General features: G+C 36.8%; 27 protein-coding genes. 13 read left to right on the top strand and 14 right to left on the bottom strand.

Going from position 1 to position 26,119, the window contains the following annotated elements:
• Nucleotides 1-38: 38 nt before the first annotated feature.
• From map to HFC68_RS07055, 4 genes are read right to left on the bottom strand one after another with little or no spacing between them, the layout of a single operon-like run.
• The gene (gene map, locus HFC68_RS07040; protein WP_002832814.1) at nt 39-821 is read right to left on the bottom strand and encodes a type I methionyl aminopeptidase; all 783 of its coding nucleotides are present in this window, start codon (nt 819-821) and stop codon (nt 39-41) included.
• Between the two features lie 38 nt (nt 822-859).
• Nucleotides 860-1,720 (bottom strand): DegV family protein, encoded by an 861-nt coding sequence (locus tag HFC68_RS07045; RefSeq protein ID WP_011673041.1) that lies wholly within the window; start codon nt 1,718-1,720, stop codon nt 860-862.
• Nucleotides 1,707-2,036 carry a thioredoxin gene (gene trxA / locus HFC68_RS07050; protein ID WP_002832811.1) on the bottom strand — a complete coding sequence of 110 codons (330 nt, stop codon included), beginning with the start codon at nt 2,034-2,036 and terminating at the stop codon, nt 1,707-1,709. Before trxA ends, HFC68_RS07045 begins: the two co-directional genes overlap by 14 nt.
• Before the next feature lie 39 nt (nt 2,037-2,075).
• Complete coding sequence (locus HFC68_RS07055) at nt 2,076-2,813, bottom strand: TerC family protein (RefSeq protein ID WP_011673040.1); 738 nt, start codon at nt 2,811-2,813, stop codon at nt 2,076-2,078.
• Nucleotides 2,814-2,924: 111 nt separating this feature from the next.
• Here HFC68_RS07055 and HFC68_RS07060 point away from each other — a divergent pair, with 111 nt between their 5' ends.
• Entirely contained in the window at nt 2,925-3,863 is a 939-nt protein-coding gene (locus tag HFC68_RS07060; protein ID WP_002832808.1) for a magnesium transporter CorA family protein, read from the top strand.
• A 57-nt stretch (nt 3,864-3,920) separates the two neighbouring features.
• Here HFC68_RS07060 and HFC68_RS07065 read toward each other — a convergent pair whose 3' ends face one another.
• The 3 genes from HFC68_RS07065 to HFC68_RS07075 are packed head-to-tail and all read right to left on the bottom strand — an operon-like array spanning nt 3,921 to nt 6,212.
• Nucleotides 3,921-4,682 (bottom strand): YibE/F family protein, encoded by a 762-nt coding sequence (locus tag HFC68_RS07065; protein WP_011673039.1) that lies wholly within the window; start codon nt 4,680-4,682, stop codon nt 3,921-3,923.
• Nucleotides 4,675-5,781 (bottom strand): YibE/F family protein, encoded by a 1,107-nt coding sequence (locus tag HFC68_RS07070; protein ID WP_011673038.1) that lies wholly within the window; start codon nt 5,779-5,781, stop codon nt 4,675-4,677. Before HFC68_RS07070 ends, HFC68_RS07065 begins: the two co-directional genes overlap by 8 nt.
• A complete protein-coding gene (locus HFC68_RS07075; RefSeq protein WP_002832805.1) occupies nt 5,781-6,212 on the bottom strand; it encodes a GNAT family N-acetyltransferase in 432 nt (143 codons plus the stop codon). The genes HFC68_RS07070 and HFC68_RS07075 overlap by 1 nt, the downstream gene beginning before the upstream one ends.
• Nucleotides 6,213-6,417: 205 nt before the next feature.
• Here HFC68_RS07075 and HFC68_RS07080 point away from each other — a divergent pair, with 205 nt between their 5' ends.
• Nucleotides 6,418-8,574, top strand: a complete 2,157-nt coding sequence (locus HFC68_RS07080) for an LTA synthase family protein (RefSeq protein ID WP_002832804.1) — start codon at nt 6,418-6,420, stop codon at nt 8,572-8,574.
• Nucleotides 8,575-8,627: 53 nt separating this feature from the next.
• Here the strand turns inward: HFC68_RS07080 and HFC68_RS07085 are convergent, their stop codons facing one another.
• Nucleotides 8,628-9,614: an NAD(P)/FAD-dependent oxidoreductase gene (locus HFC68_RS07085; protein ID WP_167399752.1), complete on the bottom strand. Its 987-nt coding sequence runs from the start codon at nt 9,612-9,614 to the stop codon at nt 8,628-8,630.
• Nucleotides 9,615-9,774: 160 nt separating this feature from the next.
• Here HFC68_RS07085 and HFC68_RS07090 point away from each other — a divergent pair, with 160 nt between their 5' ends.
• Both HFC68_RS07090 and HFC68_RS07095 read left to right on the top strand, forming a co-directional pair.
• Nucleotides 9,775-10,734: a nucleoside hydrolase gene (locus HFC68_RS07090; RefSeq protein ID WP_011673036.1), complete on the top strand. Its 960-nt coding sequence runs from the start codon at nt 9,775-9,777 to the stop codon at nt 10,732-10,734.
• A gap of 89 nt (nt 10,735-10,823) precedes the next feature.
• Nucleotides 10,824-12,800: a sodium:proton antiporter gene (locus HFC68_RS07095; RefSeq protein WP_011673035.1), complete on the top strand. Its 1,977-nt coding sequence runs from the start codon at nt 10,824-10,826 to the stop codon at nt 12,798-12,800.
• A 65-nt stretch (nt 12,801-12,865) separates the two neighbouring features.
• On the opposite strand, the gene HFC68_RS07100 is transcribed toward HFC68_RS07095, so the two are convergent.
• Nucleotides 12,866-13,798 carry an alpha/beta hydrolase gene (locus tag HFC68_RS07100; protein WP_011673034.1) on the bottom strand — a complete coding sequence of 311 codons (933 nt, stop codon included), beginning with the start codon at nt 13,796-13,798 and terminating at the stop codon, nt 12,866-12,868.
• A gap of 302 nt (nt 13,799-14,100) precedes the next feature.
• Here HFC68_RS07100 and HFC68_RS07105 point away from each other — a divergent pair, with 302 nt between their 5' ends.
• From HFC68_RS07105 to HFC68_RS07115, 3 genes are all read left to right on the top strand, one after another.
• Complete coding sequence (locus tag HFC68_RS07105; RefSeq protein WP_002832799.1) at nt 14,101-14,523, top strand: helix-turn-helix domain-containing protein; 423 nt, start codon at nt 14,101-14,103, stop codon at nt 14,521-14,523.
• Nucleotides 14,523-15,374 carry a hypothetical protein gene (locus HFC68_RS07110; RefSeq protein WP_011673033.1) on the top strand — a complete coding sequence of 284 codons (852 nt, stop codon included), beginning with the start codon at nt 14,523-14,525 and terminating at the stop codon, nt 15,372-15,374. The genes HFC68_RS07105 and HFC68_RS07110 overlap by 1 nt, the downstream gene beginning before the upstream one ends.
• A gap of 318 nt (nt 15,375-15,692) precedes the next feature.
• Nucleotides 15,693-16,334: a DedA family protein gene (locus tag HFC68_RS07115; RefSeq protein WP_011673032.1), complete on the top strand. Its 642-nt coding sequence runs from the start codon at nt 15,693-15,695 to the stop codon at nt 16,332-16,334.
• A gap of 330 nt (nt 16,335-16,664) precedes the next feature.
• Here the strand turns inward: HFC68_RS07115 and HFC68_RS07120 are convergent, their stop codons facing one another.
• Together HFC68_RS07120 and HFC68_RS07125 are read right to left on the bottom strand one after the other, a co-directional pair.
• Nucleotides 16,665-17,330 (bottom strand): L,D-transpeptidase, encoded by a 666-nt coding sequence (locus tag HFC68_RS07120; protein WP_011673030.1) that lies wholly within the window; start codon nt 17,328-17,330, stop codon nt 16,665-16,667.
• A gap of 14 nt (nt 17,331-17,344) precedes the next feature.
• Nucleotides 17,345-17,815, bottom strand: coding sequence for a hypothetical protein (locus tag HFC68_RS07125; RefSeq protein ID WP_011673029.1), 471 nt, complete (start codon nt 17,813-17,815; stop codon nt 17,345-17,347).
• A 131-nt stretch (nt 17,816-17,946) separates the two neighbouring features.
• Here HFC68_RS07125 and HFC68_RS07130 point away from each other — a divergent pair, with 131 nt between their 5' ends.
• The 3 genes from HFC68_RS07130 to HFC68_RS07140 all read left to right on the top strand — a co-directional run bounded on the left by HFC68_RS07130 (nt 17,947) and on the right by HFC68_RS07140 (nt 20,465).
• A complete protein-coding gene (locus HFC68_RS07130; RefSeq protein ID WP_011673028.1) occupies nt 17,947-18,810 on the top strand; it encodes an NAD(P)-dependent oxidoreductase in 864 nt (287 codons plus the stop codon).
• 230 nt (nt 18,811-19,040) lie between these two features.
• Nucleotides 19,041-19,493 carry a universal stress protein gene (locus HFC68_RS07135; protein WP_002832793.1) on the top strand — a complete coding sequence of 151 codons (453 nt, stop codon included), beginning with the start codon at nt 19,041-19,043 and terminating at the stop codon, nt 19,491-19,493.
• Nucleotides 19,494-19,574: 81 nt separating this feature from the next.
• Complete coding sequence (locus HFC68_RS07140; RefSeq protein ID WP_011673027.1) at nt 19,575-20,465, top strand: RluA family pseudouridine synthase; 891 nt, start codon at nt 19,575-19,577, stop codon at nt 20,463-20,465.
• Nucleotides 20,466-20,522: 57 nt separating this feature from the next.
• On the opposite strand, the gene HFC68_RS07145 is transcribed toward HFC68_RS07140, so the two are convergent.
• Nucleotides 20,523-22,886, bottom strand: a complete 2,364-nt coding sequence (locus tag HFC68_RS07145) for a phosphoketolase (RefSeq protein ID WP_002832791.1) — start codon at nt 22,884-22,886, stop codon at nt 20,523-20,525.
• 186 nt (nt 22,887-23,072) lie between these two features.
• Entirely contained in the window at nt 23,073-23,795 is a 723-nt protein-coding gene (locus HFC68_RS07150; protein WP_002832790.1) for a GntR family transcriptional regulator, read from the bottom strand.
• Between the two features lie 109 nt (nt 23,796-23,904).
• Between HFC68_RS07150 and ybaK the strand changes: the two genes are divergently transcribed.
• Nucleotides 23,905-24,408: a Cys-tRNA(Pro) deacylase gene (gene ybaK / locus HFC68_RS07155; protein WP_172797352.1), complete on the top strand. Its 504-nt coding sequence runs from the start codon at nt 23,905-23,907 to the stop codon at nt 24,406-24,408.
• 44 nt (nt 24,409-24,452) lie between these two features.
• Here ybaK and HFC68_RS07160 read toward each other — a convergent pair whose 3' ends face one another.
• Nucleotides 24,453-24,983 carry a DUF1836 domain-containing protein gene (locus HFC68_RS07160; protein ID WP_002832788.1) on the bottom strand — a complete coding sequence of 177 codons (531 nt, stop codon included), beginning with the start codon at nt 24,981-24,983 and terminating at the stop codon, nt 24,453-24,455.
• A gap of 145 nt (nt 24,984-25,128) precedes the next feature.
• On the opposite strand from HFC68_RS07160, the gene HFC68_RS07165 reads away from it, so the two are divergent.
• Complete coding sequence (locus tag HFC68_RS07165) at nt 25,129-25,461, top strand: hypothetical protein (RefSeq protein WP_002832786.1); 333 nt, start codon at nt 25,129-25,131, stop codon at nt 25,459-25,461.
• Between the two features lie 20 nt (nt 25,462-25,481).
• Entirely contained in the window at nt 25,482-26,111 is a 630-nt protein-coding gene (locus HFC68_RS07170; RefSeq protein WP_011673025.1) for a GyrI-like domain-containing protein, read from the top strand.
• Nucleotides 26,112-26,119: the final 8 nt, after the last annotated feature.

Consider the following 26,119-nt stretch of genomic DNA (forward strand, 5'->3'; position numbering starts at 1 on the left):
AGTCTCGACTAAAAAAGTCAAGGCTTCCTTTTTTGCTTCTACAAATACTTAGCATCTTCAACAGGATCTTGAGATGTTAAAATCTTAGGACCGTCTGGTGTGATTACTAGTGTGTGTTCGTATTGACAAGAGAGACTACCATCCATTGTAGTAACAGTCCAACCATCTGGAGCGGAAGTATCACATTGCCATCCCCCAACATTAACCATGGGTTCAATTGTAATCGTCATACCATTCTTCAAGCGAGGACCATGTCCAGCTTCACCGTATCCTGGGACCATTGGATCTTCATGCATTGTAGGTTGGATACCATGTCCCACGAATTCACGAACATCGCCATAACCCATTTCATCTTCAACATATGATTGAATTGCATGACCAATATCACCAATTCGGTTGCCTTCTACAGCTTGGTCAATCCCAAGATATAAAGCCTTTTTAGTAACTTCCATTAATTTTTTAACTTCATCGCTAACTTCGCCAACAGCAAAAGCCCAGCATGAGTCAGACATGTAGCCATCCACACTAACAACTGTATCAACCTTAACTAAGTCGCCTTCTTTAAGGATTAAACCCTTACGTGGAAAGCCATGACAAACTTCATTATTAACACTTACACAGGTTGCATATTCGTAGCCTTCAAATCCCTTTTCTTCAGGAACAGCACCGTTTTTGTCTAAGTATTTTAATGCAAACTTTTCAATTTCCCAGCTTGAGATACCTGGTTTAATAATGTCACGAAGTCCGATATGCATACCAGCAAGTACTGCACCGGCCTTTCTCATTCCTTCAATTTCTCGTTCTGACTTTAATGTAATCATTCTATCCACCCGTTTCTTAATAACTAACGTCTATACTATCACAATTTTGGCGACCAAATTAGTCCAATCGCTTTACTACCAGTATAAGTACCTACATACGGACCAATCTGTTGTGACTCAACTTGCATTCCAGGGTATTTAGCCTTTAAAGTGCTTTGCCACTGCATACTACGATCTACATCATTGGCATCAATTACAGTTACTACTAAATTGGTATGGTCAACTAATTGTTTGTCAAAAATTTCTTCGATTGCTTCCATCGCATTCTTCATTTGCCGCTCTTTACCAACCATCTCTAAACGCCCTTGGTGATTAATAGTTAGAATGGGGCGCATTCCAAAAAATGAGCCTACTAACGAGGTTCGGTTAGAAATATTTCCCATATTCTGAAGTTCTTTAATGTTATTTACTGCAATATAAGCTTGAGTCTGTCGACGATATTTACGCATTTGATGTAAAACTTCGTGGATATCTACTCCATTATCTAGAAGATGAGATGCTAGAATGGCAACTTTTTCTACACCAGCTAAAATAGAACCCGAATCATAAGGGTAAACCTGGAGATCCTTAATCGCTGGAACCGATGCTGATACACTATTGATAAAACCACTCAAGCCTCCCGATAAACCAATGCACAAGGCTGCTTCATAACCTGCTTGAGCTAAGTTACTAAAGACTTCCTGCATTTCTTTCATTGGAATTTGAGAAGCTGTAGGATGATACTTTTCAAGCTTAAGCATTCGGTAAAATTCATCTGAATCAATGTCCATATTTTCATGATAAACATGTTTACCAAACATAACCGGTTGATTAACGATCGTAAAATGATACTTACGCACGATTTCCGGAGCTATATTGGCTGAACTATCAATCACAATCGCTGTTTTACTTTGGTTCATTTTCTGATATCTTCTTTTCTAAGTATTTGGCTAATTTTGCTTCAGGATAATACCCCGTCACTTTTTCAATGGCTTTTCCATCTTTAAACAAAACCAATGCTGGAATGCTCATAATTTTAAAAGATTCTGCTACTGCTTGATTGTTATCCACATTCATTTTGGCAAACTGGATTTGATCTCCATAAGTTTTTTCCAAACTCTCTAAGGCTGGTTCCATCATTTTACAAGGACCACACCAAGGAGCCCAAAAGTCCACAATGGTTAGTCCAGATTGTGTCACGTCAGTTAAGTTATCTTGATTAATTGTAACGGCCATTTCTGTCTCCTTTTTACTAACTTGTTACCATAAATTATATCATTGTTTTTTTGCCGGTCTTTTGGCGTAGTGAATTCCAATTGTAATTAAAAAGGCTAAGATCACAATTCCCGCAAAAACAATAGATGGAATTTCAATATCAATCATTGGAATGGACAATAAAAGTTTTAACGCAATGATTCCAATTAATACGTATGCCATCGTTTCTAATTCCGGAATTTTTTGCATCATTTTCATGATTACTTCAGCAATGCCCCGCATGGCTAAAATCCCAATCAGACCACCAATTAAAACAATTACCGGATTAGATGAAATTGCTAAGGAAGCCAAGACTGAATCGACGGAGAAAACAATATCCATAAATTCAATTTGGATTACCACCCGCCAGAACACGGAAAGTCGCCCTTCTTTTTTAACTAGTTTTCGCGTCTTACGTCCTCTTTTTTGCTTGTCAAAGAACCTAAATACCAAGTAGGCTAAATATAAAGCTCCAATTACCTTTATTTCCCACAAGTCAATTAAAAAGGTACCGATTCCGATAACGATAAATCTGAAAATATAGGCGCCCCATAAACCATAAAATAGGGATTTTTCACGTTCTTTTTTATCTTCTAAAACTTGTGTTTGAGTTGCTAAAACCACTGCATTGTCGACCGACAAGATACATTCAATCATTACCAATGAAAAAATTACTAACCAGTCGGAACTGGAGGACAACACATTTTCCCAATTATTAATATCGAAAAAGGGTCCATATAGGTTTGTTAATATATTCAATAAATTCTTTCTCCTTTTTTCTTCTAAACACTTTATTTTAATCGATTTAGTATATTTTTTCATCCCATTGGGGTTAAACTAATAATATTAAATACAGTGAGGATTATTACTATGCTAAAAGTTACTAAAAAATCTGACGACTTTTCTTGGATTCAAGTTTCCAATCCTAGCACGCTTGAACTTCAAACTTTAGTCAAAACTTACCATGCTACATCGGAAGCTTTGAGCTATGCTATTGATAAAAATGAACGAGCACGGGCCGAAATTGATGAACCCAATAACATTTTTTTGATCATTTTTCATGCACTCAGTGCTAATTTAAAAGAAGGCGTTCAAACCGAGCCCGCGGCGTTCATGTTTCTACCAAAGGCGCTGGTGGTTTTTACGCATGATTCAACTCACTATGTGAATAAACTTTTAGATCGCAATGTTAAAACACTAATACGCAAAAATAGTGATCCTAATTTTGAATTTAATAACTCGTTTATGGTCAACGCCGTTTTCAATACGATCTATGAACTAACGATTCGCTTTAATGACGCTGTTTCACGAATTAATTTTGACCGTCAAGAAATTCAAAATAAATTTAAAACTCGTTTAAATCACAATGGAATTCAAAGTATGCTACAGTTGGAGACTAGTTTGATTTATTTATTAACATCTTTGAAATCAAATACTTCATTATTAAATAGTATGCTTCGTATGCCAAACTTAAAATTAACTAAGGGACAACGTACGCGCCTAGAAGAAATTGTGATTGAGTCTGAACAAAGTCAAGAAATGGCTCAGCTCTCATCTGATATCATCGAACAAGTCTCCAAATCCTACTCTGACATCTTGGATAATAACTTAAATAACACGATGAAATTTCTAACCATCTTATCTATTATTTTAGCTGTCCCCAACATTGTCTTCGGATTTTATGGACAAAATGTTAGCCTACCAATGGCCAATACGCCTTGGAGCTGGACACTGACCATTCTAATTTCGTTTGCTTTAATTTTGATTGTCTATCTCATCGCCAACTGGAGCAATTTTTTCAAAAAATAACGTTAATAAAAAGAACTGTTAACTACTGTCTCAGGCTTTCACCAGCCTGATTCGTCGTTACAGTTCTTTTTGTTTGCGTTGCCGCAATTGCATTACCCACGCTGTCAATGGCACCGTGCTAATTACTCCAATAAATCCAATTAGAATCATTGAAAGTTCCGCAGCAAAAATTTTGTTATTAATAAACTCACTAAAACTGTATTTTAACTTAACATACCAAATGAATAATCCTAGAAAACTACCAAAGAAGCCAAAAAACAAGGTATTTAAAGCTGTTCCAATGATTTCTTTACCAATTTCATATCCATGTACAAACAATTTACTGTAGTCTAGGTCTGGAGTAGTCTCAATTAATTCTTGTAACCCAGCCGACACAGCAATTGCCGCCTCAGCTACCGCTCCAAGCGAGCTAACCATCATTGTCGCTAACATCACATCACTGAATTTAATACCAATTAAAAGTGACATCCCCTCTAAATCTTCATTATTTTCATTGGCAAATCCATGAACTAACAAATGGGGTTGCAGCAATAAAATTAACCCGATTAGGACCATCAAAACTAGGACAGAACTGTAGAAAGCATTTTGGGTAATTTGATCATCATCACTGCCCATAAAAATGGTGGTTGCAAGGATAATCAAGCCACTAATACTTGTTATTACTAGCGCCGGAAATCCCCATGCAATTAATGCAATATTTAGGAATAATATGGCAAAATTGAAGATAATACTTAAAAAGGCCCGGACTCCCGTTGCACCGCCCACAATAATCATTAACAGGGCTAAAATTAGCATCAATATTAAAGTCGCGCTATGCATGTTGCACCGCCCCCTTCTTAAAGAAAATGCCAACCAGCCAGCTAGCAATAGGAACGGTTAATACAATCCCAATTCCACTAATTAAGCTTTGTACAAATCCCAGTTGCATGTTCATTTCAAACGAGTAGCCCCAACCGTTTCCATTTCTAAGATATAGAGCCATCATTGAAAATGTATCTGCCATAAATATCATGAATAAAACGTTAAGGAGAGGACCCATAATTGTTTTCCCGATATTTCGGCCAGAAATCCAGAGCTGTTTCATTGAAATTAGCGGATTTTCTTTTCGTAACTTGGCAAGACTAACAATAATGTCAGTTGATTCATCCATTACCGCTCCCAATGAGCCTAGTACTGTTTCAGCTAGAAATAAAGGTTCGGGATTTTGTGTTACGTACTCCATCGTTTCAAAATGAAGTCCCCCATTATTGGTAAGTCTAAAGACTAATAAACTAATAGCGACTGCGATGAAAGTTCCTAACATCGTCGTTGTAAAGCTTACCCACATTTTTTTGTTCCAACCTAAAACTAATACTAACGTTACCGCACAAAAAACGGCCGCGATTCCGCTAAAAATCCAAAAAACTCCTGAGCCCTCTTGCTGAACATCGATTTCCACTGCAATGAAAAATAAAATGGTGTTTAAAATCAAGCTTAAGAGCGCCCTTAATCCGGTCGACTTCATCATTATTAATAAGCCGATTACCATCACAATTAAGATGGTCAAAGGCACGTCGCGTTTCAAATCTGTAATTGTAGCTGTCTTAATCTGATGGTGGTGTCGGGTTAAATGTAATAAGACCGTTTGGCCTTTACGGTATTTTAAATCCGTCGCCTGCGACTTAGTATATTCATTATTAACCGTGATAATTCGATTACGCTCTTTACCATTTAAAATTTTCACTTTAAGCTGTTGTCGGACACTGTAATCTTGATTTTTAAAATTATCAATTTGGACAGTTTTACTAATTTTTTTAACACTTTCAATACGTCCAACCGGTGTTTGATATAAAAAAGCATCATTTTTAACAAAGAAGACCGCTGCAAGCCCCATTAGCACAATACTTAGTACCAAGATTACTTTTTTATTCCAATACATTAAATCGCCTTTTCCATCCAATAATGTACAATGCCCGCTTCCATTTCTGGACCACTAACGCGCTCGTAATTCATCGCAAAGTAAAATGGTTCCGCACTCTCTTGAGCATGTAATTTAATTTTTTTAATGTTCATTTTAACTGCTTGGGCTTCAATAAATTCAAACAAATCACGCGCTAACCCATGACGTCGATATCCAGTTTTAGTTGCCACTCTTTGTACAACCCAAGTATCATCATCGACGCGTCGTGCTCGCGCCGTCACAATCGGTTTAGCTTCGTCGTAGCCCACAAAGTAGGTAAAGAAATCTTCATTTTCGTCAAATTCAAGAGCCGGATCAATGCCCTGTTCTTCAATAAACACTTTTTTACGAATTTCTAACGCATCCATATAAACTGGTCCAGTAGCACCTCTAACCATTTTAGCTTCCATACTAGTTCGCCTCCGAAACTATCTTTTAATAATATATCTATCATATTAACCCAGATAACTTATTAATGGCTGCTTAATTCAGAAGAATTATTAAAATTTTATTTTATTCATCCCCCTTACCCAATAGTTAACCAAATCATTTAAAAAAATATGGTAAAATTGCATTTATGCATTAATCTTGTTCTATTTGAAAGGTCTTTAAAAAATGAAATCTTTAAAATCAAAAATTGATACTAGATTCGGATTCTTTATCCTTATTACTATTTTATTTTGGGCGAAGACTCTGTTTGCATATCTAGCTGATATTTCACTAGGTGTAGGTAGTATCTTTCAATGGATAATTCTTTTAATTAATCCAGTTGCTACAACCGTCCTCATCTTTGGACTTGCATTATATATTCGACCGAAAAAAATTTTTTATTGGGTAGCGATGTTGTTGGATGTCGCCAATACCGTCATGCTCTATCTCAATGTCATCTACTTTAGAGAATTTTCTGACTTTATGACCGTTAATACTATGTTGGGCTATTCCAAGGTTAATCAAGGCTTAAGTGCTAGCTCAATGTCCTTAACTAATGTTCATGATATTTTCTACTGGTTAGATATCATCGTTATTTTCTTATTACTCGTTCTGAAGAAAATAAAAATGGACCCCCATCCTTTACCTAAAAAGTTTGGGTTTCAAATCACCTCACTGGGCTTTTTATTTTTTGCATTTAATCTAATGCTCGCGGAAATGGATCGCCCGCAGTTAATTACCAGAACTTTTGATCGTTCTTATATTGTTAAATACATGGGGCTCGATGCCTTTACTGCTTATGATGGTGTCCAACTTGAACGTAACCATAAAATGCGTTCTGAAGCTAAGAAAAGCGAATTAACTTCAATTGAAAAATATGTTAAGCATCATTATGCCAAACCGTCGAATGTTACTTTTGCCAAGGCTAAGGGAAAAAATGTTATTATCATTCACCTAGAAAGTTTTCAACAATTCTTAATCGATGATAAAGTGGAAGGCCAAACAGTAACACCATTCCTAAACAGCATTTACCACAGTAAATCAACTTACTCATTTAGTAACTTTTTCCATCAAGTTGGTCAAGGTAAAACTAGTGATGCTGAAAATATGCTTGAAACTGGCACGTTTGGGACAGCTCAAGGTTCACTGTTCGCCCAGTTAGGATCTGATCAAACCTTCCAAGCTGCTCCAGCAATTTTAAAACAACATGGAAACTACACTTCTGCGGTTTTCCACGGTAATACTGCTTCATTTTGGAATCGTAATAGCACTTATAAAAATATGGGTTATGAGAACTTCTTCTCTGCCAGTGATTTTGATGTTTCTGGGGATAAATCTACTACCTATGGTCTAAAAGATAAGCTTCTCTTCAAAGATTCAATTAAGTACCTTCAACACTTACAGCAGCCGTTTTATGCTAAATACATCACTGTAAGTAACCACATCCCATACACTTTAGATGATGAGGATAGTACTTTTAAAACGCCTAGTACTGGCGATAAAACTGTAGACAACTACTTCAAAACTGCTAATTACTTAGATCAATCTGTTGAAGAATTCTTTAATTTCTTAAAGAAATCCGGTTTGTATGATGATTCGATGATTGTTTTATACGGTGATCATTATGGAATTTCCAATTCCTCTAATACAGCACTAGCTAAAACTTTTGAACAAGATCCGGATCATTTTAAAGAATTCGGCTCTAATCCAACTGAAAATTGGAATAATTGGGATAATTCACAGCTCCAACGAGTCCCATTAATGATTCACATTCCAGGTATGAAAGATGGTGGCATTCAATCCCAATATGGTGGTGAAATTGATGTTCTACCAACGATCTTGCATTTATTAGGAATCTCAACCAAAAACTATATCCAATTTGGTACTGACCTGTTGTCTAAGCAACATGACCAAGTGGTTGCTTTTAGAAATAACGATTATGTAACACCAACCTATAGTTCTATCGGTGGTAAACTTTATGACAGTTCCGGCAATGAGATTACCGATCCTAACACCACTTTTAAAAAGAAAGTTGAAAAAGATCGTAAAGCTGCTAAAGAACAATTAGCGATGTCAGATTCGTTAAATGAAAAGAATCTCCTCCGTTTCTATAAGAATCCGGACTTTAAAAAGGTTAATTCAGCTAACTACAATTATTCGGATGGTTTAACGAAAGCCATCAAGCTAGAAGATAAATTAGGCTTAAAATCGACTTCTATGTTCTCCAAGAATCAAGATAAATCACTTGAAGATTTGTACAAAACTAATGCTCCTGAAGCAAACCACAAATCAACTAGTGAAAACCGAATTAAAATTACAAATCCAGATGCCAACGGCAGTTAACAAAAATGCAGTGAACTTAGTTTTTAAGTTCACTGCATTTTTATATATTCAGATTATTTTTCAAACATGGATGTACTATGAACAGGTCCACGTTTGCCTGGATATAAGTCGTTCATAATTTGATTTACCGCAATCGGGCCTTCACCAAAGGCGGTTGCAATTAGTCTTAACTTTCCAGGATACTCTACCCCATCACCAATCGCATAAATATTTTTCATATTTGTATGCATCAGGCTATCGACGGCAAACATACGATGTTCTTGGGTCAAATCGATTTCCCATCCTTTGATAATTTTATTACTAGAGGTAAATCCGTAGTTAACAATTAGTTTATCAAAATGGGTAGCTTTTAAGGCTTCGGTACCAATTTCTTTCAAATCGACATCGATTCCTTCGACAGCCTCGCGAACACCATTAATTAAATACGGTGTCATCACTTTAACCGTCGATTCTTGGAGGTGTTGTACATTCCGTTCCATCCCCCTAAATTGCTGCCGACGATGCACCAAACTGATACTTTTAGCAATTGGTTCCAGCATGAGCGCAATATCAATGGCCGAGTCACCGCCACCTGCCACTAAAACATCCTGATTTTCAAAATGTTCAACATCGGGCATATGATAGTAGATTTTTTTATCTTCTAAATGGTCCAACCCTTCCACAGCTAACTTTCGCGGATTAAATGCTCCATTACCAGTTGCTAAAAGAATTGCTCGGGTATCGTATTCATTCCGATTAGTTTTAACATGGTAAAAATCAGCTTGAGCTTGAATATCAACAACGGTTTCGTTAAGACGAATTTCAGTTCCGACCAAGCGCGTTTGTTTTTCAAGTTCTTTAGCCAAATTAGCTGCTTTTATTCCAGCATAACCACCGACATCGTAAATCATTTTTTCTGGATAAAGTGCAGCAACTTGTCCACCAGCTTGTGGAAGGCTTTCAATAATTTGTGTTTTGGCAGTGCGCATTCCAGCATAAAATCCAGCAAATAAACCGGCTGGACCCCCACCAATAATCGTAATATCATACATTTCCGTCATTGCCTGTGCTCCCTTATTAAATCAATTTCATTTTTATAATCCACCAAATATATTACCAGCTTCTTCAATAAAAAAGAATGCTTGGGATTGTCTTTTAAGCTTTGTTTACGTATGATTAAAGTAAGTTTAATACATAAATTGTTTATTCGGAGGGGTTCTTTTGGCAACTAAAAAAATGATCTTAGATCTAGATACTGGTATTGATGATGCTATGGCCATTGCATATGCTTTGGCAGCACCTGACGTTGATTTGATTGGTATTGTTTCGACATACGGGAATGTGTTAACCCCTGACGCTGGTACTAATAGCTTGAAAATTCTTGAATTACTAGGCCGAACGGATATTCCGGTCTTTCTTGGTGAGGAACACTCACAAACTACCGAAAGCTTTGAAGTTATGCCTATTAGTGCTCAAATTCATGGAAAAAATGGTATTGGTGAAGTTGAACTACCCGCTCCATCTCGGGCAATTGAAACACAGCCCGGGGTTGATTTTATTATCGAAGCTGCTCACAAATACAACTCCGATTTAATTCTAGTGCCAACCGGTCCCCTAACAAATCTTGCACTTGCCTTAAAGAAAGATCCAGAAGTCGCCGATTTAATTGGCAACGTAACTATTATGGGTGGTGCTCTTACTGTCCCTGGAAATGTTAGTCCAGTTGCAGAAGCTAACATCAACCAAGACCCTCACGCTGCTAATGACGTATTTACTAGCCACGTTAACTTAACCATGGTTGGTCTAGATGTCACTTTAAGAACGTTACTAACAAAAAAAGAAACACAACTTTGGCGCGACCTAGATACTACTGCTGGTAGTAAATTTGCTGATATCGTCGATTACTATATCGACGTTTACAAAATTACCAGTCCTCATCTTGGCGGTTGCGCCTTGCATGATCCTTTGGCGGTAGGAATTGCCCTTGATGCTTCATTTTCCAAAACTATGGATTTAAACATGTTCGTTGATACAACTGACGAAATGTGGGGTCGTACCATTGGTGATCCCGGCCGTTTAAACGAAGAAAATCCCAACGTTTCCGTAGCTTTGAATGTCGATGCAGACTTTTATCTCAAGCGCTTTATGGATTATCTCACTAAATTATTTGCTAAAAATTAATATCCTCTATACCAAAGCCACAAAAATCGATTTTTTTGTGGCTTTTTGGTACGCTTGGTTTAGAGAAACCAAAAAAGGAGTCGTTGTGCATGTCCATTGTATTTTTCGTTTTGATTTTAATCATCGCCACCGTTTTTTCAAACGCATTAGATACTAAAATCAAATTTTTACCACGGGCTATTATTCAAATTATGATGGGGTTAGCACTTTCTTTCATCCCCAATTTTAATCATTTCAATCTTAACCCTGAAGTTTTCATGCTAGCAATTATTGCGCCGCTTATGTTTTACGACGGGATGAACACTAACATTGTCAAACTTAAACGTACTCTGAGTAATACCTTTTCTCTAGCCATTGGACTAGCCGTTGTCACGATTATTCTAGTTGGTTACTTAGGATATGCTTTATTACCTCATATTCCGATTGCCCTTGCCTTTGCTTTAGCCGCTATTATTACCCCTACCGATGCGGTTGCAGTGTCATCCGTGACCGAAAATCTAGATCTTCCTAATGAGGCCATGCTGAGTCTCAAAAATGAGTCTTTGTTTAACGATGCAAGTGGAATCGTAATGTTTGATTTAGCTTTAACTGCCTTTCATACGGGACATTTTTCTCCGGTTCTAAGTATTTTTAATTACCTATATGTCTTCTTTGGTGGCTTAATTGTCGGCTGGATTGTCGGTTGGCTTTTTGTTCGCTTACAATTACTCTTAATTGAAACCGATATTGATAACCCCAACATTATTGTCCCCATCAACTTCATTAAGCCTTTTGCTATCTACCTTCTGGCTGAAATGTTTGATACTTCCGGAATTTTGGCTGTGGTAGCAGCTGGATTGATTCAAAGTACTCAAGCTCAATCCCTGCGTCTTACTTCAACCAAAACTCAAATGGTGTCTAAAACCACCTACGAAATTTTTACTAACTTAATGAACGGTTTCGTTTTTATTCTTCTAGGAGTTTCATTTCCAACCGTCATCTACGATATTACCAATGAAGGCCGCCAGGTTTCTTCGCTAGGTTATCTCATTTTGGTTGGTATCATTTTGTACATCGTCATGATTATCATTCGCTACCTATGGGTTACTTTAAAACTAGCCAACATCCGTATCCGGCCAGCCGATAAAGTACTTAATCATTTTTTAATTGCTATTAATGGTATTCATGGGACTATTACCCTATCGATGGCCTTTTCTATTCCAATTGTATTACATGGTAAGATTTTTCCATTTCGCAATGATATTATTTTCATCGCGGCAACCGTCATCATTCTCAGCTTACTCGTGCCAAGTATTATCTTACCGTTGATGTTACCAGCCAAATCTTATTCCTACAGTTTAGAAGATATTAGCACCTACCGCCAAAAAATGATTGAATACGCCATTAAACGCGTCCATGATGCCGATGAAGATCCAGTCGAAACGCAGGCGGTGATTGCTACTTTAAGAAGCCAACAGTCTATCTTACAACGTCCTAAACGAAACGCTACTTACAAAATTTTACAGAAATGTTTTAATTTAGAAGAGAAACTACTTCAAGAGATGGTGGATAATGGTGAAATTAGCGTTAAACAACAAACTTTTTACGAAAGAATGTCATTGTTCCAAAGTTTCCAACTCCATCAATCGTTTATCCAGCACTTCATGTATCGAGCACGTTTTTACTTTATTAAATTAAGCCATCGTTTCAAACGACGCATTAAACGGGTAGATCCTTTGGTGGTTACCAAAAAATTCAATAATGCTCGAGACGAATTAGCTCAAGTAGAAAATGAAATATCGCCTCAGATTTTTGCTTATCTCAAAGAACATCTAAACGCAGACAATCGAGCAGAAATCCACTGGATTGAAGAGTACTATCGTGAACGCCATCGTCGTTTTCAAAATAACACTCGTGCTAACGAAATTCAGGAAGAACTTTTTATTAACGCCTTCCAAAATGAATATAACTTTATTCAAGAACAATTAGGAAAGAAAAATATTTCTCGTGAACTGGCCAGTTTGCTATATGAACAGGTCTCCAATGACGAGTGGGTTTATATGCAAAATGATAGTATTTACGCATAAAAAACTATGATAACAAGTCACCTTGCACTGCTTAGTGTCAGAGACAACCTGCTACCATAGTTTTTTTAATCCATATATTTATCTAAAAATTTTTCAACTGTTTGTTTATATTTTTTATAGTCAGTATTCATTGCTTCAGCATGTTTAGCACCTTTGACCACATACTTTTCCTTTGGTCCTTTGGTTGCATTGTAGAGGGGCTCTAGCATTGAAGTAGGAACGAAGGTATCGTTAGAACCATGAATAAACAACATTGGTTTTTTATTCTTAGCCAATTGCTTTAAGGCGCTGGCTTCAGAATAGTCGTAACCTGCACGAATTTTAGAAATCAAACTAACTGTTGGAACTAGCGGATACTTTGGTAAATGATACATTGATTTAGCTTGATATGTAATTTCATCATCAACGCTAGTATAACCACAATCTTCGACGTAAGCTTTAACTTGCTTAGGTACATCAGCTTCTCCACTAACCATCATAGTCGTAGCGCCTCCCATGCTAACCCCGTACATGACGATTTGCTGATTTTTACCCTTGGTCTTCAAAAGTTTGTTCATCCACTTAATGTAATCGCGTCGGTCGGTCCAACCGTAACCGATTAGTTTACCTTCGCTTTCTCCATGAGCACGGTCATCTGGAGCTAATACATTGTACCCTAGTTCATGAAACATAGCTGCCGGAGCACCTTCAGCTTCTTTACTTTGTAAAAATCCATGTGCCATTACTACCGTCTTATTAGTCTGATGTTCAGCCGGGATATAATAAGCTTTTAACTTCAAATTTCCGGTTGCCGAAGTCATTGTCCATTGCTCTTTTTTTACGTTTTGATACCATTCTTTTTGTTTTCTTAATGGATCATTCTTAAGTGTTTTTTCACTTGAAATAAAACTTTTGGGTCCCCGTACTTCAGCTACGTGGAAGAAATACATTCCTGCTCCAATATCAATAACCAATAATACTCCGATTATTATTAACAACCATTTCCATAATTTCTTCATCGTACTTTCCTCCTAGAACTAACTTATTTAGTATATACGGTTTATCAAATTTGTGGATAACAAATTCTCCTTAACGTTTAAAAAATAGTTTAATTTCATAATAAATTTATCAGCCGTTAGGTTTGATTTTTATTTTTAGTACGCGTCTTTATTAGTTTTATTTCTTACAAAAAGGTTGTATCAACCCATCATAATTTCCGGGCGCCAAATCAATCCTCGTTTGTGACACTTACTTTAATTTGTCGCATTCCCCCATTCTGTATTAAAATGAGTATAGACAGATTGTCACAGGAGGATAGCACATGTTTCCAGAACGCTTACGTGCTTTAAGGCACGGAAAACACATTACTTTAGAAGTTCTTGCCAAGGGCTTGAACGAACTTTTTCCAGATGAAACTCCCAATACATCCAGCCAGATTGGAAATTGGGAACGTGGTATTCGAACTCCCTCATACTTGGAAGTAAAAAAACTTGCAGAATATTTCGATGTTAGTATGGATTACCTTTGTGGTCGTGCTGCCTTGAATGAATATGATTTAAGTAAATTATTCCTATCAGGTCGCCAATTGAGCTTTGATCATAAGGTCCTTAGTAGCGACGATCGCTATGAAATTTTCCAATTAATGGATGGTTATTTCCATGGTAAAAAACGTCGTACGCTAAGCCCTTCCGGTGAACAAGAAGAACTCGCTTTGAATTGGAATAAAACAAAGGACGAATCTTAATGAATCCTAAAAAATTAAAAAAACTAAAACGTCAATTAAAAAAGGAACGCCCCGTTTCAACAACTAACAACTATATTACTCGCCTTGAGCGCTATCGTGAGCTTTTTAAACAAAATAGCACGATTACCTTTTTAATTAATCAGATCCTTGAAAGTAATCGTCTGATTCAACAAAAGCTCTTACCTCAGCAATTACCGGTACTAGAATTACCCGAAGATATTCAAGATCAAATTTTTAATCAAATTAAGGATCAATATCCCCTAGGTGATCCTAGAGGTGACCAATTGTGGGAAAAATTGACAGCTGAGCTCCCTAAATTGGACAAACTTTTGCGCTCCTATCGCGACTACCTTGAAGAAACCTACGGTATGTGGGCGTATATTTCAGCCCCGTTCATTAGCGATTTAGCTCATTATTTGGCTGATAGACCTACTCTAGAAGTTATGGCTGGTAATGGTTACATCAGTCATGGATTACGCTTAAAACAGCAAAACGTTTATGCCACAGATTCATTAGACTGGGTTCAAGAAAATGAAACAGGTAAACATCTCGTCACCGAAGTTGAAAAACTGGATGCTATATCAGCAATTGAAAAATATGGTAATCAAGTTGATTTTGTAATCATGTCCTGGTCTCCAGATGGAGTTCCAATCGATGTTCAAATTCTCGAAAAGCTACGCTCGCTAACTAAGCAGCCTACCTTAATTTGCATTGGCGAACCTAATGGCGCCACCAATAGTGCTGATTTTTGGAAAACCGCTAAATTAATTGAACCTGAAAATACCCAGCAACTTAACCAACATTATCAACCATTTGATTTAATTCACGACCAACTTTACTTAATTAAATAGACAAAAAAAGAGGATGGACAAAATTAATTGTCCATCCTCTTTTACCGGTCATTAACTAAGTTAACGCAGTCGTTAGGTGGCTCACACACCTATTATGACTCACACTTCTACAATACGGTAGATAACGTGTGCCGGCGAAATGGTCACTAGTCGCCGCAGCGAAACAATTCAAAGAATTGTCTGACCTATCTCGACTCATCGCATGTATCTAATGTAACATGAAATCTATTAACATACAACACCGATTAGGCGCTGTAATTGCAATCTAGCAAATAAGCCTTTATCATTAATAAAGAAAAAAGAAAGCGAGGTGGATAAATGTTTGATCTCATACTCGGATTTGTGATTCATCCTTTAACATATATAACACCTTTAACCGAACACCTTCATAACTGGGTCTACCTGATTTTATTTATCTGGATTTTTCTGGAAACAGCTTTTATCGTATTTTCATTTTTACCAGGTCAATCGGTACTTTTCCTAACTGGAACTATTGCTTCCGCAGCTAATTCACGGCTTAACATTTTTATCCTAACGATTACTTTTATCATTGCAGCTACTAGCGGTGCCATCGTTAAATACCGTTATGGAGTGAATATTAAATCTAAAAACAAAATTGCTAAACGCATTAGTGATTCCGAAAAAATGAACCAAACTCAGGAAGTTTTCGATGAAAACGCTAAAAAATCACTAATATTTTCTCGTTTTATTCCCTTTGTTGGTCTTTTTATTCCAATTGTAGCCGGGACCACCCAAATGGATTGGCATCAATTTAATAAATTAAATTTCATCGGTGTCTTATTATGGGTTGGAATTTGTTGTTTTTCGGGTTATTTCTTTGGCCAAACCCCCTTTATCAAGCAGTATTTTACTTTGATATTCTTACTATTAATTATTATTCCTGCTATTTTCCAAATTATTTGGCGCAAATTAAAAAACCGCCCAGAGGAAAAAGCTTAAAAACTCTAGCAAAGTTAGCTACCAAAATCTAACTTTGCTAGAGTTTTTATTTAATCATATAAAAAAAGATTTAGTTTCGATTAGACCTCAAAATTAAATCTTAACTATCGTAGCTACCTTCGCAGTTTTATTTCAACAAACCGGATTACAAAAAGGACCACTAAATAGAGCAGTAACGCCCATAGTAGTGCACTAAAACTAATTAAGGTAGTTCCTAATATTAATCTTCCCAAAATTTTAAATATTAGTAACAACCCCACTAAGATGCCAATTCCCCATAAAATTTCGTCTTTAAAATGACGCTTTTTCAACAACCATGTTTGAACAATCCTAATGTATTTCAACTTTCATACCCTCCGGTACTTTTTCGTAAATCCATTTTGCATCTGGAACCGCCAAACGCACACAACCATGTGATTGAGCTTCTTTCCCTAACTGTTCAGCTTCATCCTCAAGGAATTTTCCGTTTTTATCGGTTGGAACAGTATGGAATAGATAGATTCCATGATCTTTAAAGGATACCCAGTACTTAGCGCCTTCCTTTGAAGTTGGATTATAGAAGAAGTCGCCTCGCTCGGCCTGAATCTTAAAAGTCCCCGTTGGGGTTGGACTTTCATGCGATCCAGTCGACGCGTACATAGTATATAAAACTTTTTTTCCGTTCATCACATACACTCGTTGTTTAGCAATCGATACCTTCAAGAAAGCTTTCGGATACTTATCTAAATCTGGATAAGCTTTGTTTTCAGAAGACTTTTTCCAATTAATTGGGTTCATTTCGCCCTTTTTTGATTTTGTGGTTGCAGCTTGAATTTCATCTCCAGCTAACCCACTATCTTTAGAAGTGCTCTTAGGCAGCGATTTCTTTTTGGCTGATTTTTGTAACTCCACTTTTTCTTGCTGAATTACTTGCTGATGATGAGTGTAGATGGAGAGGATTAATGTAGAGAATGCAATTACGATTGCTGTTCCAACTATTAGCTCAAATCTCTTCATAGGAACCTCCTATTTTATTCCTCATTATCTTTTTGATCCTTATCCGGATGATCTAATCGATCAAATTGTTCCGCCATCCAATCCTTAAAATTAGCTTGTAAATCAGAATTAGCACTAATTAGATCTTCTGCTGTCCCAATTTGGTCAATTCGTAAATGAGACGAATTAATTTTTTCTGCTTCAATTACTGCATAAATATTAACATCATATTCTTTTTCTGCTTCAGTTAGTTTTTCCACAGGACCAGGATAAAGCAATGGTAAATTAATAATATTAGATTGAATTTTAATAACCACACTTTTATTAACATTAATAACTGCTTCAGCAATTGGGCTTTCTTGAATGGCCTGTTTCAAAAAATCTAAAGCAGGTTTAAATCCTGTACCGTCGGCTTTTTTTAAAGTTGTTTTCCCAATTTTAAATTCCTCTGATTTAAAACTGGCATCTTTCAATGTTTGGATAACTTCACTTGCTAATACTTTCATTTTGTCCCTCGTTTTTTTGTTTTCTAACTATGAGTTTAACATCTAAAAGCCCTTTTTTACATAGATATATTGCGTATCGCACTCCAATATCACTATAATTAAGTAAAAATTCAGATACGGAGGTTTTAATTATGAAAATTGGCTTTATTGGAACCGGAGTAATGGGAAGTGGCATTATCCATAATTTATTAAAAAATGGTCACGATGTCGCTGTTTTTACTCGCACTAAATCTAAAGCAGACCCTTTACTTGAAGAAGGAGCCCAGTGGGCATCTTCTCCCGCCGAGCTAACTCAACAAGTGGAAACAGTTATTACCATGGTTGGTTTTCCACAAGATGTGGAAGAAGTTTACTTTGGTGATCACGGGATTTTTTCAACAGTTACTTCCGGACAAATTTTAATTGATATGACAACTAGTTCGCCCATATTAGCCGAAAAAATTGGTAAAAAAGCTGATGAACTAGCTGTTATGGCCTTAGATGCTCCTGTTTCTGGTGGCGACATTGGCGCCCAAAATGCTACTTTAACAATTATGGTCGGTGGTAACCAGACAGCATTCGAAACCATGAAACCAATCTTTGGTCAAATTGGACATGCAACTAACTATTTTGGTACTTATGGCGCCGGTCAAAATGCTAAGATGGCTAATCAAATCATGATTGCCGGGACCATGACTGGCTTAACTGAAATGTTAGTATACGCTAAAGCTGCCCGGCTTGACTTAAAGACAGTTCTCGAAACTTTATCCAATGGCGGTGCATCAAATTGGAGTATGGAAAACTACGTTCCACGAATTTTAAAAAATGACTATACTCCGGGATTTTTCGCTAAGCATTTCCTTAAAGATTTAAAAATTGCACTTGATCAAGCTAAGCAAATGCAAGTTGATTTACCTGCCACGCGTCTGGCCACTCAACTTTATGATAATTTAGTTAACCAACAGGGATTAGGCGACGATGGAACCCAGGCTTTGATTAAACTCTGGTGGAAATAAAAAAGACTCGCAGTAATTACCACGAGCCCTTGCATTCAGTCTCCATGGAGAAGCAGAGTGCTTAATGGCGGCCGTAGTCGCCATTTAATTTGCGCAAGTTCATTTTAACGCATTTGCCGTCTAATTAGAAATATTTTAGTTTATCCGGTAAATTCGATGTAAAAAGGCTTACATTTTTTTGTGAAAATGATATCATTAGTATAAGAAAAGATGATTGGATGGTGGGTAACATGCTACAACAATACAAAAATATCTTAGCACCTGTTGATGGGTCTAAAACAACTGATGTTGTTCTAGATCGCGCAATTGAAGTTGCAAAAAGAAATGACACTCATCTCGATATTTTAAATGTCCTTGAAGTAAACCAATTTAGTGATACTTATGGTGGGGCAGTTAGTGGAGATGTAATCTATAAACTTTCAGAGGACGTCCAACATCGATTAGAAGAACTCAAGAAAAAAGCTGAGGACGCTGGAGTTAAAGATGTTAGTGTTCACATTCGTTTTGGGAATCCAAAACCAGTTATTGCACGCGAATTTCCAGCTGACCATAAAAACGAATTGATTATGATTGGTTCAACAGGACTTAATGCTTTGGAACGTTTAATGGTTGGTTCTGTTGCAACTTACGTTAGCCGTAACGCGATTTGCGATGTATTGATTGTTAAACCAGAAAAGAAATAATTATCATTAATACCATATACTTAAAGGATCGATTGAACATTTTGTTGAGTCGATTCTTTTATTTCGTTAAGGAGTTTCATTATGCAATGGCACTATGCTATTAGACTTTCCAGTTTATACCAACCTCAGAGTTTACGAGAATTACTGCAAAGAACTTGGTTATTATCGCGGAAAATTGTCCACTTTTTACGGATTAACGAACGCGTTTTGGTTAATGGAAAATATGTTCCCGTCAACACCATCGTCCAAGGTGGCGACTTAATTGAGCTTAATTTTGAATCGTCTGATTTTGATACCCCCCTTCCGCCGTTTGATCCAGATTTTACGCAAGCGCCAATTATTCTTTATGAAAATTCGGACTTAATGGTCGTTAATAAACCTACAGGCGTTAAAACTCATGCTAATCAACCTCATGAATTGGGAAGCATGATGAATTTCTTACAAGCTTACTTCAAGGACACCGAAAACGAAGCATATAATGTCCACCGATTAGATCAGTTCACGAGTGGCGCTTTGTTAGTTGCTAAAAATCCAGTGGTCGTGCCTATTCTTAATCGCCAAATTAGTACTAAAGTCATTAATCGCACCTATTTATGCGTTGTTAGCGGCCATTTAGAGCAATCTAAGGGCACCATTAATGTTCCAATTGGTTTTGACCCCGATGATAAACGTAAACGCCAAATTAATGGTTTAAATCCCTTATCTGCTATTACCCACTATCAAGTGCTAGCTCAGTATGAAAATAGCAGTCTTATACAAGTAGATTTAGAAACAGGTCGAACCCACCAAATTCGCGTTCACCTTTCATATCTGGGTCACCCTATTATTGGCGATCCTTTATATAATCTGGATAATACCCAGCAGCCAATGTTATTACATTCTTGGAAAATTCGTTTTCCACTTCCATTTAATCTAGAAACAATAGAAGTCACTGCTCCTATACCCGATTATTTTAATTTTTTAACTAAATAAAAAAGCTGGAAGCTATACCCTATTGGCAAAGCTTTCAGCTTTTTTGTTTTGATTTAATTAGTTAACATCTTTCCAAGTCCAGTTAGTAACTTCTGGAAGATCATCACCGTTATCACGAATGTATTGGTAATGACGTTCAAGTGTGTTATCCATTTGTTGAGAGAAGTCTGCACCCTTTTCAGCAAATTCTGGAATAGAATTGATTGTATCTTGTGCTAAGTGGAAACGATCTAGTTCGTTAAGAACTCGCATGTCGAATGGAGTTGTAATGTCCCCTTCTTCACGGTAACCATGAACGTGTAAGTTATGGTTATGACGGTCAAAGAAGATTGAACGAATTAAGTCTTCGAAACCATGGAAAGTAAAGATAACTGGTTTGTCCTTAGTAAAGTAACGATCAAATTCTTCATCACTTAGACCATTAGGGTTAACCTTAGGACTTTGAAGTTTCAATAAGTCAACAACGTTGATGAAACGAATCTTCAAGTCTGGGAAGTTATCATGCAAGATGTTGATTGCAGCTAAACTTTCCATATTTGGTTCTGTACCAGCAGCAGCGAAGACAACGTCTGGTTCTTCACCATTAGTTGTGCTTGCCCAGTCAATAATACCCAAACCGTTCTTAGCAAGAACTTCTGCTTCTTCCATTGAGTAGAATTGAGGACGAGGTTGCTTAGAAGCAATAATCAAGTTGATCTTGTTACGATCGTTCATAACTAGTGGGCTAATAGCAAGCAATGAGTTTGCATCAGCTGGCAAGTATTCACGAATGAATTCTGGTTTCTTTTCAGCCAAGTGAGTCAAAAGACCTGGATCTTGGTGAGTGTAACCATTGTGATCTTGTTGGAAACTAGTTGATGTAGATACAAGGTTCAATGATGGATAATCATTACGCCAATCTAATTCATCAGCCTTACGTAACCACTTGAAGTGTTGTGTAATCATTGAATCCACAACGCGTAGGAATGCTTCGTAACTAGTGAAGATACCATGACGACCAGTCAATGTGTATGTTTCTAGCCAACCTTCAGCTGAATGTTCTGAAAGTTGAGCATCAAGAATACGACCTTCAGGAGCAAGTGCTTCATCCCAGTCCTTCTTGATTGGAGCAACAAATTGACGATTTGTAACTTCAAACAAACCATATAGACGGTTTGACATTGTTTCATCAGGACCAAACATTCTGAAGTTAGTTGGGTTCTTAGTTATAACATCGCGTAAGTAGTCTGACCATACCAACATATCTTGTTTGATGTTTTGTCCACGTTTTGTTGTATCAACAGCGTAGTCACGATAATCTGGCAAGTTCAAGTCAGTTGGGTTAACTCCACCGTTTGTGATTGGGTTAGATGCCATACGTTTTTCACCCTTAGGTGCAATTTCTGCAATTTCAGGTAATACGCGACCATTTTCATCAAATAGTTCTTCTGGCTTGTATGACTTCATCCAGTCAATCAAAGCATCAACATGTTCAAGGTTCTTTTGGTCTACTGGGATTGGAATTTGATGAGCACGGAATGTACCTTCAATAACCTTGTTATCCCAAGTCTTTGGACCTGTCCAACCCTTAGGTGAACGGAATACAATTACTGGCCAGTATGGCATAGTTTCATCGTGGTTTTCACGAGCATTCTTTTGAATTTCTTGAATCTTTTCGATAGCCTTGTCCATTACTTCAGCCATCTTAGGATCCATAGCTTCTGAATCATCACCTTCAACAAAGTATGGGTCCCAATGTTGACCATGGAAGAATTCAGTTAATTCTTCATCTGACATACGTGATGTAAGTGAAGGGTTACTTAACTTATAGCCGTTAATATCCAAAATAGGAAGAACAGCACCATCAGTAATAGGGTTGATGAAACGGTTATGTTGCCATGAAGCAGCCAAAGGACCTGTTTCAGCTTCACCATCACCAACTACAACAGCAGCGATTTGGTCTGGGTTATCTAAGATAGCACCAACACCATGTGATAATGAGTAACCAAGTTCCCCACCTTCATGAATTGAACCTGGTGTTACAGGAGCAGCATGTGAAGCAACCCCACCGGGCCATGAGAATTGTTTGAAGAGTTTCTTCATACCTTCTTCATCTTGAGTGATAGCTGGGTATGCTTCAGTGTATGAACCATCAAGGTATGAGTTAGATACCATAACTTGGCCACCATGACCTGGTCCTTCAACATAAAACATGTTTACACCGTATTTGTTGATAACACGGTTTAAATGAGCATAGATGTAGTTTTGTCCAGGAATTGTTCCCCAGTGTCCAATTGGATGAACTTTTACATCTTCTGGTTTAATGTCGCGTTTTAATAGCGGATTGTCTTTTAAATATAATTGTCCTACTGAAAGATAGTTAGCAGCACGCCAAAATTTTTCAAGCTTGTCAAAATATTCTTTTGATGAATAATCTGTCATTGTACTCTTCCTTTCGTGAGCGAAAAATAGGTTGTTTTTAATTTATGAATTTATTATAACCGCTTTCTCAAAAAAGGTCAATCATTTTTTAAATTGATACGGTCCAATTTTAAAAATGATACGAAATCACCTTTTCAACGGCTATTCTAACGTAAAAAAGCATCTAATCAAAATTAGATGCTTTGCTTAATCGACAGACACAAATGTGCTGTAATTCATATATTTGTAGTGAATTCGCATATTTGAAATTTCAAACGGCGTACCATCATCCATAAAGAAAATTCCGGACATAACACCGACGGGTTCATTTTCGGTTAATCCTAAAAGTTTTTGATCTTCAGCATTGGAGGGTTCTACTTGAATCGACATAAACGAACGTGTTACGTGTTGGCCTTGAGCGTCCTCTAAATAATTAAAAATCGATTTTTCCACAATGGCCTTGGATAACTCCGGCACAATTTTAATTGGAATATAGCCCGTTTCAATCATGATTGGTTCATCATCTAACAAACGTAAGCGACGAACTTGATAGACAAAGTCACCTTCATTTAAAAATAAATCTGTCTTCATATTTTCCGTAGCAGGAACTACTGAAAAATCTAGCACTTTAATTCCCTGCTTTTTACCATTGGATTTCAAACTATCTGTGATACCTAGATTAGATCCTTCATAATTAAAAGAGGATTGACTTTTCAAATAGAGCGGATTGATAAAAGTTCCGGAACCTCGTTTTTTAAAAACTATTCCCTCATGTGCCATGGAACTTAATGCTCTTTTGACGGAACTACGACTCACGTCATATTCCGTAGTTAACGAACGTTCATCTGGTAAACGCATCGTTGGAAATTCATTATTAAAGATTCTTTTTTTAAGGTCGTGAATGATTTTTTTGTAGATCAGATCTTCCATTAAACTATCTCCCATTGTTAATTGCTTTCACCATTATAGCAAACTTGAATGCTTTGATTTTATTAACTAACGATTTTTCCTATGCTAAAATACAAGGGTAGGTGGTGAGATCATGGGTAAAAAGAAGAAAGAAAAAGTCTCTAAAACCCTTGTTGAACAGATTTTAGACAAAAACAAAATTGAATACAAGCAATTTATTTTTCCGACATTTCAAGATGGTGATGTTAAGCAATTAAACGTTGATCACATCGGTGTTGATGATCACCTCATTTATAAAACTTTAGCATTAATTGGAAATAAAACTGGCCCCATTGTTGGAGTTTTACCAGTTGATGAACATCTAAGTTACAAAAAACTTGCTAAAATTTCGGGTAATAAAAAAGTTGGTATGATTCCATTAAAGGATTTAATTGCCACCACGGGTTACGAACATGGGGCTAATACTCCTATTGGAATTTATGAAACTAAGCACTTTCCTATTTACATTTCAGATGTTGCCAAAGAACAAGGCACAATCATCGTATCTTCAGGAAAAATTGGTCGATCTGTTCAATTAAAGGCGGAGGATTTAGCTCAACTAGTTCACGGGACTTTCGGTGACATTATTGAATAGTAAAAAAGAGAACCTACGACAAATAAATCGTAGATCCTCTTTTTTTATTTAATCTTAGTCGGTTGATGTTTTTTCGAATCTTTAACCACTTTAACTAATTGATTAGTTTCTAATTGATCAACAATCATGTTGGAAGCTGCTTCTAAAAGTTGATCTGTTAGATTGTTGGCATTACGGTCTGGACGTGATAGTCCCATATGCTTGATTTTATTATTAACTAAATCAATGAAGCGATCGTAAGCTTGTTTGGGATACTCACTAGCAGTCACCCGATCAATTCCTGAACGGATTTCTTGAATGGAAAAAGATTGTTTTAAAAGTGTAATTAACAAGATATCAGCAATTTGCATAACTTGATATTTCTTCTTAGTGGGAGCGACAATTACCTTATTTTTAACATAATTATTAACCATCGCCGGAGTCACTGCTTCAAGTCCCAAAGGACCTGTGTATTCGGTCATTAATGCCACTACTTGATCCATATAAAGATCAAAATTAGGCAAATCATCCCAATGGGGTAATTCAATTAATCGTACTAATTCAAGCCATCTTTGGTATTCTTTATAATCACTCATAACTAGTGCTCCTTTACTTATTTACCATTATTATAACATCTTCATCTAGTTTTAAAAACTAGTTAACCTCGATGCATAGAATTGTTTATCAAAAATTAGCATTTATGGTACTCTATTTACATGCATAAAAACGGAGGAAAATTTAATGTTTGATCCAACTAAAAAAAGAAAAGTATCTGAAGAAGTAAAAGCAATGTTCCCAATCGAAGTCATCAATGGTTTATGGGATACCCTACGTCAAATGAAGAAGGACCAAATTGTCGTTACTCCCGCCATCGCATTCGTTTTTAGTGATGACTCTACGGATGAAGAAATATACGTCATGGGACTTCAAAATTCTGGGGCAGTCGCTAAAGAATATACCGTCAAATATACTGGAGAAAAAGATTTCTTAGGTAAGGGAACCATTGTGGTGGTTCAAGATCACCCTAAAAATATCACAATGAAAATCAGTGACGCTAACAAAGCGCTCAACTAAGTAATTCACGAGGAATTCTTATGACGGACGAAAAAATCGAATGGCGTAAAGAAGAAGCTGGTTTTTCACTTAGAAAAAAGCCTCAAATTTTAACCATCCCTGCTCAAAATTATTTTAGTATCAAAGGTAACGGTGATCCCAATTTACCCGATTTTCAGAAGCGAGTTCAAACACTTTATCCTTTATCCTATACAATTCGCATGAGTCAAAAAAATGATTGGAATATTCCTAACTTTAAGTTATACACCGTTTATCCGCTCCAAGGATATTGGGGAATTCAACCTCAATATTTAGATGCGCCAGTCATGCAAAAAGAACATTTCACATATACAATCAGTATTAAACAACCTGATTTTGTGACTGATGCAATTGCTGCAGAAGCGTTAGTTCGGGCAAAATCTAAAATCGATGCTGATTTATTTGACCAAGTCTTTTTCGACCATCAACCAGAACAATTAGTAGCGCAGATTTTACATGTCGGTGCGTTCGACGATGAACCTGAAAGCTTCGCCAAATTAGAGCAATTTATCGATGAAGCTGGGTACGTACGCAGTGAAAAAGAACATACCGAAATCTATATGAGTGATTTTCGGCGTGTTGAAGAAGCACAGCGTAAAACAATTTTACGAGTAGCCATTCAAAAGAAATAAAAAATAGT

It is taken from the genome of Pediococcus sp. EKM201D, assembly GCF_011800215.1.
Lineage (GTDB): Bacteria > Bacillota > Bacilli > Lactobacillales > Lactobacillaceae > Pediococcus > Pediococcus pentosaceus.

What these genes read in the sequence shown, in the direction of transcription:
- HFC68_RS07150 (WP_002832790.1), bottom strand. Translation starts at nt 23,795, where the DNA reads ATGGAAGATCTGATCTACAAAAAAATCATTCACGACCTTAAAAAAAGA.
- HFC68_RS07075 (WP_002832805.1), bottom strand. Translation starts at nt 6,212, where the DNA reads ATGGAAGCTAAAATGGTTAGAGGTGCTACTGGACCAGTTTATATGGAT.
- HFC68_RS07115 (WP_011673032.1), top strand. Translation starts at nt 15,693, where the DNA reads ATGTTTGATCTCATACTCGGATTTGTGATTCATCCTTTAACATATATA.
- HFC68_RS07085 (WP_167399752.1), bottom strand. Translation starts at nt 9,614, where the DNA reads ATGACGGAAATGTATGATATTACGATTATTGGTGGGGGTCCAGCCGGT.
- HFC68_RS07110 (WP_011673033.1), top strand. Translation starts at nt 14,523, where the DNA reads ATGAATCCTAAAAAATTAAAAAAACTAAAACGTCAATTAAAAAAGGAA.
- map (WP_002832814.1), bottom strand. Translation starts at nt 821, where the DNA reads ATGATTACATTAAAGTCAGAACGAGAAATTGAAGGAATGAGAAAGGCC.
- HFC68_RS07105 (WP_002832799.1), top strand. Translation starts at nt 14,101, where the DNA reads ATGTTTCCAGAACGCTTACGTGCTTTAAGGCACGGAAAACACATTACT.
- HFC68_RS07135 (WP_002832793.1), top strand. Translation starts at nt 19,041, where the DNA reads ATGCTACAACAATACAAAAATATCTTAGCACCTGTTGATGGGTCTAAA.
- HFC68_RS07120 (WP_011673030.1), bottom strand. Translation starts at nt 17,330, where the DNA reads ATGAAGAGATTTGAGCTAATAGTTGGAACAGCAATCGTAATTGCATTC.
- HFC68_RS07145 (WP_002832791.1), bottom strand. Translation starts at nt 22,886, where the DNA reads ATGACAGATTATTCATCAAAAGAATATTTTGACAAGCTTGAAAAATTT.
- HFC68_RS07070 (WP_011673038.1), bottom strand. Translation starts at nt 5,781, where the DNA reads ATGTATTGGAATAAAAAAGTAATCTTGGTACTAAGTATTGTGCTAATG.
- HFC68_RS07160 (WP_002832788.1), bottom strand. Translation starts at nt 24,983, where the DNA reads ATGAGTGATTATAAAGAATACCAAAGATGGCTTGAATTAGTACGATTA.
- HFC68_RS07130 (WP_011673028.1), top strand. Translation starts at nt 17,947, where the DNA reads ATGAAAATTGGCTTTATTGGAACCGGAGTAATGGGAAGTGGCATTATC.
- HFC68_RS07045 (WP_011673041.1), bottom strand. Translation starts at nt 1,720, where the DNA reads ATGAACCAAAGTAAAACAGCGATTGTGATTGATAGTTCAGCCAATATA.
- trxA (WP_002832811.1), bottom strand. Translation starts at nt 2,036, where the DNA reads ATGGCCGTTACAATTAATCAAGATAACTTAACTGACGTGACACAATCT.
- HFC68_RS07060 (WP_002832808.1), top strand. Translation starts at nt 2,925, where the DNA reads ATGCTAAAAGTTACTAAAAAATCTGACGACTTTTCTTGGATTCAAGTT.
- HFC68_RS07165 (WP_002832786.1), top strand. Translation starts at nt 25,129, where the DNA reads ATGTTTGATCCAACTAAAAAAAGAAAAGTATCTGAAGAAGTAAAAGCA.
- HFC68_RS07125 (WP_011673029.1), bottom strand. Translation starts at nt 17,815, where the DNA reads ATGAAAGTATTAGCAAGTGAAGTTATCCAAACATTGAAAGATGCCAGT.
- HFC68_RS07100 (WP_011673034.1), bottom strand. Translation starts at nt 13,798, where the DNA reads ATGAAGAAATTATGGAAATGGTTGTTAATAATAATCGGAGTATTATTG.
- HFC68_RS07140 (WP_011673027.1), top strand. Translation starts at nt 19,575, where the DNA reads ATGCAATGGCACTATGCTATTAGACTTTCCAGTTTATACCAACCTCAG.
- HFC68_RS07065 (WP_011673039.1), bottom strand. Translation starts at nt 4,682, where the DNA reads ATGCATAGCGCGACTTTAATATTGATGCTAATTTTAGCCCTGTTAATG.
- HFC68_RS07170 (WP_011673025.1), top strand. Translation starts at nt 25,482, where the DNA reads ATGACGGACGAAAAAATCGAATGGCGTAAAGAAGAAGCTGGTTTTTCA.
- HFC68_RS07080 (WP_002832804.1), top strand. Translation starts at nt 6,418, where the DNA reads ATGAAATCTTTAAAATCAAAAATTGATACTAGATTCGGATTCTTTATC.
- HFC68_RS07095 (WP_011673035.1), top strand. Translation starts at nt 10,824, where the DNA reads ATGTCCATTGTATTTTTCGTTTTGATTTTAATCATCGCCACCGTTTTT.